This window comes from Pseudoalteromonas sp. APC 3495 (genome assembly GCF_030407645.1).
In the GTDB taxonomy this organism is placed as follows: domain Bacteria; phylum Pseudomonadota; class Gammaproteobacteria; order Enterobacterales; family Alteromonadaceae; genus Pseudoalteromonas; species Pseudoalteromonas tetraodonis.
In genome coordinates this window covers 33,913-45,653 of record NZ_JASDDA010000033.1, presented here as the reverse complement: position 1 = coordinate 45,653, position 11,741 = coordinate 33,913, and the positions used below count along the sequence as shown (strand labels likewise).

Below are 11,741 nucleotides of genomic sequence, written 5' to 3'. Positions count from 1 at the left end.
TCAGCTATCAGCTATCAGCTATCAGCTATCAGCTATCAGCTATCAGCTATCAGCTATCAGCTATCAGCTATCAGCTAAAACTTTAAAGTGGTTCATTTTAAAAGCAAGTTTTATAACTTAAACATTAGCATTAAGTTATAAATACTGACAGGGAAATAAATGAGAAGGCAGCGAGCTTCGAGTGACGAGTATCGAGCAACGAGCTAGTGCTAAAACCTGAGACCTTTAATCTACTCTTTTAGCGCAGCGTCTCTTTGTCCTCTTTGTGAATAATGACCTTGCGCGGTATAAAGCTCCGCCTACAGTAAATTCAGAAGTTAACCATATCAGTAGGCGGGAGTTTACCTCGCGCATTTGTGTTTAATATCCTAGACCTGACGCGATATAAAATCGCTGCTACGAAAGGCACTTACTGCTAAAAACAATTTTTCACCACAGAGGGTTCCGAGGCGCTTTGCGCTACACAGAGGTGAATTGGTATTTTTTTTAAGCATTTCTCTGTGAACTCAGTGTTCTCGGTGGTAAATATTTTTTAAATTAATGACCTTGCGCGGCATAAAGCCCCGCCTAAAATAAATTTAGAAGGTAACCATATCAGTAGGCGGAAGTTTACCTCGCGCATTTTAATCTGACATCTAAAGTCTAATTTCTTGTTTAAACACAGAGAAGTGAATGAGAGTAAATGAGAAGACAACGGGCTTCGAGTGACGAGCTGCGAGCGACTGCTAAAACCTTTAACCTGAAACCTAGGAACCTAAAACCCGTGGCCCGCCCCCCGAGACCCGAATCTCACACCTAAATTTCAGGCATAAAAAAAGCCGCATAAAATGCGGCTTTGGGGGTTTAGTCTCACTTCACTTTGGGCGTGTCTCCAAAACTTAGTGAATACGTTACCAAGGAACTGTTGTATTTAACCTAAGAGATTAATTAAATTGACTCTAGGGCAATTTTAACCATTTCGTTGAACGTGGTTTGACGCTCATCTGCAGGTGTTGCTTCGCCTGTGATTACATGATCACTGACGGTAAATAATGCCATTGCTTTTGCACCGTATTCTGCTGCTACGCCGTATAAGCCAGCTGTTTCCATATCAACAGCGAGTACACCTAGTTTGTCTAGATCTTTATAAAACGTGTCGTCTGCTTGATAAAAAGTATCGGTAGTAAATACGTTGCCTACTTTTGCATCAATACCTAAATCTTTAGCTGCATTTACGCCGTTTAAAAGTAGGTCAAAGTTAGCAATGGCAGCAAAGTCAGTACCACGAACGCGGGCACGATTTACGTTTGAATCTGTGCTTGCACCTTGTGCAAAAATTACGTCGCGAATTTTAATATCGCTACCAATACCACCACAGGTACCTATACGAATAATATTTTTAACGCCAAAACTGACAATAAGCTCACGAGCATAAATTGACATTGAAGGAATGCCCATGCCAGAACCCATAATGCTCACTGGCTTACCTTTGTAAGTTCCAGTAAAGCCGTACATGTTACGTACGCCGGTTACTTGCACTGCATCATCTAAAAAGTTTTCAGCAATATATTGTGCGCGTAGCGGATCGCCTGGCATTAATACTGTTTCGGCAAAATCACCTACGTTTGCACTGATATGCGGAGTACTCATCGATTGTTTTCCTTTTGTTTGGCTAAAAGCCCTATTACTTTAAAAATAACGAGCGTATTTTTAAGTTACTTAACTGTGTTCAGCTTATCAATAAAGCCATCACCATATTCTAACGCTTTAAGATTAAACCATTGTGCAAGCGTTTGGCCAATATCGGCAAAGCTATTGCGTTCGCCCAGCGGGGTATTTTTCATCCCTGTCTGATAGGCAATAACCGGCACATATTCACGGGTGTGCTCAGACCCTGGAAAGGTCGGGTCACAGCCATGATCGGCGGTGATCATTAATAAATCATCCGGCTTTAATTGCGCTAAAATAGTGGGTAAGTAATCATCAAACTCTTTGAGCGCTTTCGCATAGCCAACAGGATTTCGGCGGTGACCAAACTTTTCATCAAAATCAACTAAATTGGTAAAAATCAAACTGTGATCCGGCGCAGTCGCCACCACTTCGCTGGTTTTTTCTAGCAAGTTCATTAACCCTGGCGCTTTATGCTTTTGGGTAATGCCTTGATGCGCATAAATATCTGAAATTTTACCAATGCTGATAACTTCGCCACCGTCTTTTGCAAGTACATCAAGCAATGTTGGCGATGGCGGTAATACTGAATAATCACGACGATTACCTGTTCTGGCAAAATCTTGATTATTAGAACCCAAAAATGGCCGCGCAATCACTCGCCCTATATTCATTTCATCAAGCAGCGCCCGTGCGATTTCGCAAACTTGATAAAGCTTCTCTAGGCCGAATGATTCTTCATGCGCGGCTATTTGAAACACACTGTCAGCTGAGGTGTAACAGATTGGTTTACCTGTTTTTACGTGCTCTTCACCTAGCTGCTCTAAAATCGTGGTTCCTGAGGCATGGCAATTGCCTAAAATGCCCGGAATACCTGTGCGAGCAATAAACTCGTCTACAAATTCTTGTGGGAAACTCGGCTGTGTTTTAGGGAAGTAACCCCAATCAAATAACACTGGCACGCCTGCCATTTCCCAATGACCCGATGGCGTGTCTTTACCGCTTGAAAGCTCTTTTGCGTAACCCCATGCACCTTGTGGTTCATGCCGCTCAGCAACTAAACAGGGTTCTTTACCAGCGGCTTCACATGCATCCACTAACCCTAATTTTGAAAGGTTAGGAAGCGAAAGCTTACTGCCAGTCTCGTCATAATATGCCTTGAGTAAATGTGCGAATGTATTAGCACCAACATCACCAAATTTATCTGCATCGGGTGCTGCGCCAATTCCTAAACTATCCGCCATTAAGATAATTGCTCTTGCCATTGTGACCTCACATCTGTTCTAGGTGGTTACTTTATCTGCTCTTCGAATTTTCCGTACAGGACATAAGTCCTGTTTCATAAAACCTAAACATTATAAATTTGCACTCTTAAGCGAAGCAAAAGAGATTAATCGTGTCTTTTTTGCTATTGTGATCTACCAACAATATATCCTTCTGTGTGGGTGAGAACTTTAGTGACACGAACTATTATAGCTATTGCAGGCGCATCGGCGTCCGGCAAATCTCTATTTAGCCAAACTATTTACAATGAATTGGTAAATGAGCTTGAACCAGGCGCTATCGCCATTATTGAAGAAGATGCTTATTACAAGGATCAATCGCATTTGCCGATGGCACATCGTACGCAAACGAATTACGACCATCCTGATGCATTTGAACACGAGCTATTGCTTGAGCATTTAACGCAACTTCGAAATGGCCACTCTGTTGAAGTACCAACTTATGATTATGCTCAGCATACACGTAGCGATAAAACGCGCCGTGTGGCTTCGGCTAAAATACTCATTGTAGAAGGCATTTTATTACTGAGTGATAAAGCGCTTAATAAAGAATTTGATATCAAGGTGTTTATAGATACGCCATTGGATATTTGTTTAATGCGCCGAATGCAACGCGACATGGAACAAAGAGGCAGAACATTACAATCTGTTGTTGAGCAATATCAAGCAACTGTTAGACCGATGTTTTATCAATTTATTGAGCCTTCAAAGCATAACGCTGACTTAGTTGTGACTCGAGGCGGTATGAATCGCGTTGCGATTGATATTATAAAAAGTAAAATAAAGTACATTTTACAAGAATAACAACGGGAAACGTTTGTATGACAACATTTATGAGCTTAGTAGGCATGCTAGTGCTACTAGGCATCGCTTTTGCGGCCTCAACTGATCGCAAAGCAATAAAACTAAGAACCGTGGGTATCGCATTTTTAATGCAAGTCATTATCGGCGGTTTTGTACTGTTTTTTGAAGCAGGCAAAAATGTATTAGCGAGTATGTCTCGCGCCGTTTCATCGGTTATTGGGTATGCCAACGATGGAATTGGCTTTTTATTTGGCCCATTAGCATCGCAAGATACGCTAGGGTTTATTTTTGCCATTCAAGTATTGCCAGTTATTGTGTTTTTCTCAGCACTTGTTGCTGTGTTATACCACTTAGGCATTATGGATTGGATAATTAAAATTTTAGGCGGTGGTTTACAAAAATTATTGAAAACCTCTCGCACCGAGTCGCTTTCAGCCACCGCAAATATTTTTGTTGGCCAAACTGAAGCGCCACTCATTGTTAAACCGTTTATTGCGACAATGACCAAATCTGAGTTATTTGCCGTAATGGTAGGTGGTTTGGCCACCGTAGCAGGCTCTGTAATGGCCGGTTACGTAATTATTGGTGTAGACCTTAAATATTTAATTGCAGCCAGTTTTATGGCAGCACCAGGTGGTTTCTTAATGGCAAAAATGATAGTGCCAGAGACAGAAACACCTAAAGATGATTTAGCCGATATAGATTTAGGCGACGACAAACCGGTTAATGTTATTGACGCAGCAGCATCAGGCGCAGCAAACGGTATGCACTTAGCATTAAACGTAGGTGCTATGCTTTTAGCATTTGTTGCACTGATTGCGTTATTAAACGGTTTATTAGGCGGTATTGGTGGGTTGTTTGATTACCCTACATTAACGCTACAAGAAATTTTAGGCTACTTGTTTGCCCCTGTTGCATGGTTATTAGGTGTACCGTGGAATGAGGCAATTTTAGCCGGCAGCTTTATTGGTCAAAAGTTAGTAGTAAATGAGTTTGTTGCTTACTTAGACTTTATAAATTATCGCGATACGTTGAGTGCGCATACACAAGCAATTGTTACCTTTGCCTTGTGTGGCTTTGCTAACTTATCATCGATAGCCATTTTACTAGGTGGATTAGGCGGTATGGCGCCTAGTCGGCGAAAGGATATCGCACGCTTAGGGCTCAGAGCAGTGTTAGCAGGATCTATGGCTAACCTTATGAGCGCAGCAATTGCTGGGTTTTTCCTCTCGCTAGCTTAGAAACTTAATGAGACGATCCAACTGTTGCAAAACAATAGGATAGCGCTTTAAGGGGTTAAAGCACTATCTGACTTGAACGATACTTCACCAAGGGCCGCAAGGCCCTTTTATCGTTTTTATAGCCTCTACTTTCTAAATCCTCAGAAATTCATACCTAAAAATTCCCTAGCAAAGCTTTCATTCACGCACTCTTTACGCCATCAAAAGCCATCATTGCACTTATACCAATCCGCAATAATACTTAATCATTTTGCGGGGCTAAACGTGTCGCTACCTGTGTTAAAAAATTCTCATTTAGAACAACTAAATAGCGAATTTTTTGCCTAGCTATCAACTCGTTTTTCCAGCCTCAAAATAGACCACTTAATTAAGCGAATTGGTATTACTAAAAAATATGAACAACTGTGTAGCTGTAGGAGCATTTACTTATTAGCCCTTTACAAGGCACTTGAGAGTATAAAAGGTAGCGAAGTTAACAAGAATGAATGGCTGTGAAGAGGTAATATAGGCATTATTGAGTGGGAACTTTTTGAGTTTTTCTGTGCTTAGGCGTGTTTAATATTGTCTATAGGCTTAATTTTTTACATAACGTTTAATGTAAGTTTCATAGCCAGACTCTGCCTTAAGCTGCTCAAGTGCTTGATTAAAGCGTTTTACTACCACAGGTGAAGCGGCTTTGTTAAAGCCAATATAGTTGCCTTTAAGCTCATCCACATGAATTTGCTTGAGCTTCACCAAGTCATCCCTAGAGTACCCAAATGGCTCAGTTTGATGATCAATAGTAAAGTCAGAGCCAATAATTAAATCGATGCGTTTTTTAAAAAACAGTCGCATAAATGAGTCTGCTTCACTAAACAGTAATAAGTTTTTATCGGTAACAAACCCAAGTCGACGCACCAGCATTTCATAAATGTCGCCTCGCACTATGCCCAACGAGTAGTTTTTAGCTTGTGATATATCATTCATCACAATATGGTCGCTAGTTTTTAATTTAAAAAAGTAGGTTTGGCTCGATACCAAAGGTCCCACCCATTCAAAAAGAGGAATACGTTCTTGCGTTTTTGCTAGAGAAATGATGGCTGAGTGTGGGTTATTTTGCACTAACTGGTAAGCACGCTTCCAAGGTAACATAATAAATTCGCACTCTAGTGCGGCACGAGCACAAGCATCTTTCACTATATCATGATTAATACCCGCTAGCTGCCCAGCTTCATTTTGAAAATTGTAAGGGGCAAAGCTTTCGGTATAAATAACCAATTTAGGCGCATTAGCCTGGATATTATGGCTAAATAGCAACCCTAACGCTAATAATGTAAATTTAAAAATAAACACCCCCTATAATTTAAGTAATAACCTTAACCTAGAAAGCATGTAGAAACTATTAATTTATAGCACTTTTATAATGTTAAAAATAGCAGGTGATGTAAATAGAAATGAAAATGACCGTGGTGATATATTTGCGCAACACAGTGGTGGCAGATCTTAAATTTTAGACACAAAAAAAGCGCCTTAAGCGCTTTTTTTCATTTTACTTAAAAGTAAAATTATAGAGCTGTGATGTTATCAGCTTGAGGACCTTTTTGACCTTGTGAAAGAGTGAACTCTACACGTTGGCCTTCAGCTAAAGTTTTGAAACCTTCGCTTTTGATTGCTGAGAAATGTGCGAAAACGTCTGGACCATTTTCTTGCTCGATGAAACCAAAACCTTTAGACTCGTTGAACCACTTAACTGTACCTGATACGATGTTAGACATAGTATTATTCCTGATATAAAAATTAAATTGTGCCCTAATGGGCGGTGTAGCAAAAAATGAGATGGTACTTAAAAACTTCAGGACGGTACTACAAGTATTACTTATACAACAACGAAATGGAGATTTATAAATTATCATGCTTTCTTTCTAGCTGCGGACTACTATATAGAGTTACAGACTCAAGTCAACCCTTAATGCGATTTAATTTATAAAATAGCTTAAGCAGCCCGCTTTATAAATTAAGTACTTGTTTAAAGAGCTTAAAATTCAAATTCTAGTGCCATTCTAAAGCTATGATTTTTCTCTGACTGGCTGATTTCAGTAATAAAACCGGCTTCCCACTTTAATTGTTTTTGTCCATCAAAGCGATGTAACCCTATAAATCCGGGGCCAATACCGACAAAGTCTTCGCCAAGATAAACCTCAACCGCGGGCTGAAAAGCAGACAAATAGCGGTAGCGATATTGCGCTCTAAATTCGCTTTCCCACTCATTTTGTATATCTTGGCCCCACTCGTACACTAAAAATGCATTCATAGTGAGACTTGCACGACCAAACTCTTTTTCAATCACAAAACCGGTGGTTGCTTCGTATGCGTCGGCGTCATGCTGTTTTTCAAATTCAAATAACGCGCCCCAATCAGCCCATAGCCTGCCTTGCTCTATTAACTGCCAACGAAGTTCTAACTCATACGCTTGCAAGCCAAAGTCACCATTATCATCGCGCTCGCCCACTAAATAGCCTTCCAATGCCATGGTGTCGTTAATTGCGCCGCCTAAGCCAACGCGCTGCGCTAAAATATTACCACTGTCGGTTTGATGTGACACAAGCCGCCACTCTAGCTCGCGCTCAAACGGCAACACATAAGGATGATAAACTTTATCAACCACTATGCCATCAGCATAAGCCAGCTTAGGTATTAATAAACAAAAACCAATTAATACAGTGGCTGCAAATAGGTTTATTGCTTTCATGATTGTTCCTTAGTTATTGATTTAGGAATAAAATAACAAACTGATAAAAATAACACGCTGCTCAGCACATAACTTAAAACACTGGTTAAATTAGGCGTAGCCTCATAACCGATAAGTGCGCGCAAAACCCGTCCAAACTCTGAGTTTTCAGTTAAAATAGCACGTAAATCCCATACGGTTGCCGTTGTTGCTATCAAATCAATTTGGCTCGCCAAATCAAGTGCCACAACCAGTTTTGCCGCACTGTTTAATGCTAACAATACCAATAAAGGGATAAGCCCAAAGCGCTGTTTGATTGCACTCAATAAAAAATACAACAACACACTAAAGCTACTGCATATCCCTAAGCCTAAAAAAGTGCCAATAAATAAGCTTTGTGCTGCTTCGTTGTTTTGCCAAAAGCCAATCAGGTAAATAATGTAATGACTTAAATAAAGAGTCATTACACTGATAATCGCAATCATAAATGCAGGCGTTGCTTGTTTAATGGCGTAGTACAGCGCACTGATAAACACTAAAACACATAAAGCAATTTGGGTATATTCTAAACCCTGGTAGTCGAACAAGGGACTAATTAGCGGAGCACTTTTTACAAATAAAAATGATAACCCCACACCTAAAACAAGCATCCCCAGTACCTTCACTAAACTTTGCTTGGCAATCACTTGGAGTAAAATAAGTAAAATGGCCACCGGCAATAACTGATTGAGGCTCATCACAAGGCTAGTTATTAGCATCAGAACCCTCCTTTTCGGTCGCTATTACAGCACCACGCGCCGTATTGGGCGAGAACTCGCCAAAAAATTCATAACGCCCAGGAGTTAGCGGCCCAATATAGATAACGCTTTTGCGATTAGGGTAAAGTACTTTCTCTCGGTTGAGATCGAAACTGTCGAATTCTTCAGGCGTACTATCTTGATTTTCGATTAACAAGCGTACCTTTTTATTGGCTGGCACCACGATTTCTGCGGGATAAAACAAATGATCTTTAAGTACAATAAGATAGTCTTTACTGGCGGCGTTAAATGATAAAAATACGCAACAATATAAATAGGGGTGAATAAGTCGTTTAATCACATTTAGCTCCTGCAAAAACTACCTGTACTTTTAAGCCGCCCAAATCGCTGTCTGTTAAATTAATTTCAGCGCTATAAATAGCAATAATGTGCTGGACTATTGCCATGCCTAAGCCCGCACCTTGTTCACCCGAAGGATGTTGGTCACCGCCAACGCGATAAAAACGGTTAAATATCCGTTGTTTTTGATCGTCCGTCATACCTGGACCGCTGTCTTCTATTTGCCAAATACGCTGCCTGTGCATCTGCTTTAGGGTAATTTTTATTTGTCCGTTTGCAGGCGCGTACTTTATAGCATTACTCAGTAGGTTTGAAATCAACGTCACTAAGGTAAACTCATCACCGTTAATAGTAAAGTCATCTCCCTCAAGGCTAATAGTGTGATTTTTAGCCTCTATTTTTTCATATAGTTGGCTAACTACTTCTTGCGTGATCGCTAATAATGACTGTTCTTTAAACTGCTTTTGCCACTGCTCTGGCTGAGTACGCCCTAGTATTAGCATTTGCTCCACTATATTGGTGAGTCGATTAATACCTTGAGTCATGGCTTGTAATTCTTGGTTATCGCCTTGTTGGGCGGCCAAATTATGCACATTAATTTTTAAACTGCTCAGGGGTGTACGTAATTCATGGGCGGCATCTGAGGCAAAAAAACGCTCTCGTAAATAGGCCGTTTCTACGCGTTTAAATAAGTCGTTTAAGCGGCTGATCACTGGTTTTATTTCTTCATCCGTCACCTGCCAATTGATCGCTGTGAAATCATTTGCTTGGCGCAGGGCTAACTGTTTTGATAAACGGGTTAACGGTGCCAGTGCATATTTAACAAAAAAGCTAATAAATAGCGCAAGCAAAGGAACCGCCCATAACATGGGTAACATGGCTGATAAAATCACCGCCTCGGCAAGCTCAAACCGCTTAGCAATCGGCTCGGCAACAATAACGGTGCGTAAAGAAGTAGCAAAAACGAATACCCGCATTCGCTGCCCTGCAATATTAAGCGTTTGAAAACCTGCTTGATATTGGCTCAAATCAAGATTTAATTCGTCAGAACCGCTAAGTAGCTCACCACTTTGCCAAATTTGATACAGTAACTGGGCGCTTTCTTGCATTTTTGGCGCCATAGCGTTTATAGATAGAGGCTGTTGCATCAAGACTCCAGCCACCACTTTTAGCTCACTATCGAGTAATTGCTCACCATGGCTCATACTTTTTTGATAGCCTTTTACTAAAGCTAAAAAGCAGGTTAACACCATCATTGACAGTAAGATAAGTGTTAAACGCTTACGAATTGACATAGTGCATGGTTACCTTTGTAAATTCAAGTTTGTGCAATCTAGGGGTGTTTTAATCACGTGAGCTATCTCTTTCCCACAACATAGCCAATACCACGGAGAGTTTTAATAAAATCGCTGTGGAATTTTTTTCGTAGGTGATGAATATGCACCTCAATGGTGTTAGAGCCAACCTCTTCACCCCATTGATAGAGTTTATTTTCTAACTGCTGCTTAGATTGCACGCGACCTTGGTTTTCCAGTAACGCTTTTAGCAGCATGTACTCTTTTCGCGGTAGAGAAAGTAGCTCATCGTTAAGTGTGACACTGTGCGCTGACGTATCCATAGTAACATCACCACATTGTAATAAGCTCGACTGAGCTTGATTTACACGTCGGCTCGCTACGCGCAAACGAGCAAATAATTCGGCTGGTTCAAATGGCTTAGCTAAATAATCATCAGCCCCCATATCAAGCCCTTGCACTTTATCATCTATGCTACTGCGAGCGGTTAGTATCACCACCGGAATGACTTTTTTTTGTGCTTTTATGTGCTTTAAAATTTGCGAACCATCACCATCAGGTAAGCCTAGGTCAAGTATAACCAACTCTATTTCGCCACTGCCTAAACATTGCAACGCATGCTTAACCGTTGCGCTGTGTTCTACACTGTAGCCTTCTTGGCGCAATGAGCGGCAAAGCCCTTGCGCCACAAGATGATCATCTTCAACTAATAATAAATGCATTGTTTGTTTTGTTATCTCTTTAGTTTTTTATCAACTTTAGCTAATAATTGGCTAATTGCTTGCTGACGATATTTGTCCGCTTTAGCGCGAGTATCACGAATACCGGCCGCTTGTGCAACTAACAAATGGGCTTTGGCTTGCTTATATTCACGTTCGTCGTATAAAAACTCACCATACAAGTAATTAGTATCAATGCCTTTTTGATTAAAAGCGAGTGCTTGCTTAAAAAACTTATCGGCGGTGTCATCATCACCAAAGCCAATTGGCCACCCTGGTACTTTACTGTATAAAGTTGCCAGGCTGGCATACGCTGAGCCACCTAAAGCACTGTCGTCTATTTTAAGGGCTTGCTCTAATGATGCCTTTGCATCTTTGGCATAACCCAACGCCCCTAAGCCGCCTTTTGCACCCGCAAAACTTGCCAGCACAATGCCGTTCCACGTATAGCTATTTGCTGAATTAGGATAGTTTTCGATAAATTGAGCACTTTGCTCACTCAGTTGAGTAAAGGCTTTGATTTGTGCGTCATCTTTAAGCTCATAATTAGCGACCGCCCATTGCTGTTGAATAGCGAGTAAGTCGCTTTGTTCGTCTGCAAATACCGGCGATGAAAACACACTAACAATGCTTAAATAAGCTGCTAAAGTAAATTTTTTCATAATAAATCCTCTATTATTTAGGGTCTGCTGACCTTTCAAGGTTGAATTTGCAGCAGCCTGTTTGGTATTTAGGCAAGGCAGCGCCTATGTGGTGTGGTTATTCCCCATAAATTGGCGATAACGCAGCATCAATGCCAAACAGGCGCTGCCCGAAGGGTTCTGCCTAGGGGCGATTTACTCTTTGTTGCTCGGTTTTTACTTAGCCCACTAGGTTACAAACCTCGCGCCGCGATTAAATCGCCCCTAGTTTGAACAAATTTCAATCCGCAAAGGTCAACAGACCCTA

The 11,741-nt window shown here is 40.9% G+C and carries 12 protein-coding genes; 2 read left to right on the top strand and 10 right to left on the bottom strand.

Annotated elements, in window-relative coordinates; all coding sequences use genetic code 11:
* Window positions 1–927: 927 nt before the first annotated feature.
* Both deoD and QL984_RS13385 read right to left on the bottom strand, forming a co-directional pair.
* Window positions 928–1,629: a purine-nucleoside phosphorylase gene (gene deoD, locus QL984_RS13390; RefSeq protein WP_008110728.1), complete on the bottom strand. Its 702-nt coding sequence runs from the start codon at window positions 1,627–1,629 to the stop codon at window positions 928–930.
* 65 nt (window positions 1,630–1,694) lie between these two features.
* Window positions 1,695–2,912 carry a phosphopentomutase gene (locus QL984_RS13385; protein ID WP_028834670.1) on the bottom strand — a complete coding sequence of 406 codons (1,218 nt, stop codon included), beginning with the start codon at window positions 2,910–2,912 and terminating at the stop codon, window positions 1,695–1,697.
* A 192-nt stretch (window positions 2,913–3,104) separates the two neighbouring features.
* Here QL984_RS13385 and udk point away from each other — a divergent pair, with 192 nt between their 5' ends.
* Both udk and QL984_RS13375 read left to right on the top strand, forming a co-directional pair.
* Window positions 3,105–3,734 carry a uridine kinase gene (gene udk / locus QL984_RS13380; RefSeq protein WP_013462847.1) on the top strand — a complete coding sequence of 210 codons (630 nt, stop codon included), beginning with the start codon at window positions 3,105–3,107 and terminating at the stop codon, window positions 3,732–3,734.
* A 17-nt stretch (window positions 3,735–3,751) separates the two neighbouring features.
* A complete protein-coding gene (locus QL984_RS13375) occupies window positions 3,752–4,975 on the top strand; it encodes a NupC/NupG family nucleoside CNT transporter (protein WP_013462846.1) in 1,224 nt (407 codons plus the stop codon).
* A gap of 573 nt (window positions 4,976–5,548) precedes the next feature.
* On the opposite strand, the gene QL984_RS13370 is transcribed toward QL984_RS13375, so the two are convergent.
* The 8 genes from QL984_RS13370 to QL984_RS13335 all read right to left on the bottom strand — a co-directional run bounded on the left by QL984_RS13370 (window position 5,549) and on the right by QL984_RS13335 (window position 11,455).
* Window positions 5,549–6,307: a transporter substrate-binding domain-containing protein gene (locus QL984_RS13370; RefSeq protein WP_096038962.1), complete on the bottom strand. Its 759-nt coding sequence runs from the start codon at window positions 6,305–6,307 to the stop codon at window positions 5,549–5,551.
* A gap of 212 nt (window positions 6,308–6,519) precedes the next feature.
* A complete protein-coding gene (locus QL984_RS13365) occupies window positions 6,520–6,729 on the bottom strand; it encodes a cold-shock protein (RefSeq protein ID WP_008467029.1) in 210 nt (69 codons plus the stop codon).
* A gap of 260 nt (window positions 6,730–6,989) precedes the next feature.
* Window positions 6,990–7,703, bottom strand: a complete 714-nt coding sequence (locus QL984_RS13360; protein ID WP_028834668.1) for a hypothetical protein — start codon at window positions 7,701–7,703, stop codon at window positions 6,990–6,992.
* Window positions 7,700–8,440 carry a hypothetical protein gene (locus QL984_RS13355; protein ID WP_064662776.1) on the bottom strand — a complete coding sequence of 247 codons (741 nt, stop codon included), beginning with the start codon at window positions 8,438–8,440 and terminating at the stop codon, window positions 7,700–7,702. Before QL984_RS13355 ends, QL984_RS13360 begins: the two co-directional genes overlap by 4 nt.
* The gene (locus QL984_RS13350; RefSeq protein WP_028834667.1) at window positions 8,427–8,780 is read right to left on the bottom strand and encodes a cupredoxin domain-containing protein; all 354 of its coding nucleotides are present in this window, start codon (window positions 8,778–8,780) and stop codon (window positions 8,427–8,429) included. Before QL984_RS13350 ends, QL984_RS13355 begins: the two co-directional genes overlap by 14 nt.
* Complete coding sequence (locus tag QL984_RS13345; protein WP_029609982.1) at window positions 8,773–10,074, bottom strand: ATP-binding protein; 1,302 nt, start codon at window positions 10,072–10,074, stop codon at window positions 8,773–8,775. Before QL984_RS13345 ends, QL984_RS13350 begins: the two co-directional genes overlap by 8 nt.
* Before the next feature lie 62 nt (window positions 10,075–10,136).
* Complete coding sequence (locus QL984_RS13340; RefSeq protein ID WP_138764687.1) at window positions 10,137–10,796, bottom strand: response regulator transcription factor; 660 nt, start codon at window positions 10,794–10,796, stop codon at window positions 10,137–10,139.
* An 11-nt stretch (window positions 10,797–10,807) separates the two neighbouring features.
* Window positions 10,808–11,455, bottom strand: coding sequence for a hypothetical protein (locus QL984_RS13335; protein WP_013462837.1), 648 nt, complete (start codon window positions 11,453–11,455; stop codon window positions 10,808–10,810).
* Window positions 11,456–11,741 lie beyond the last annotated feature (286 nt).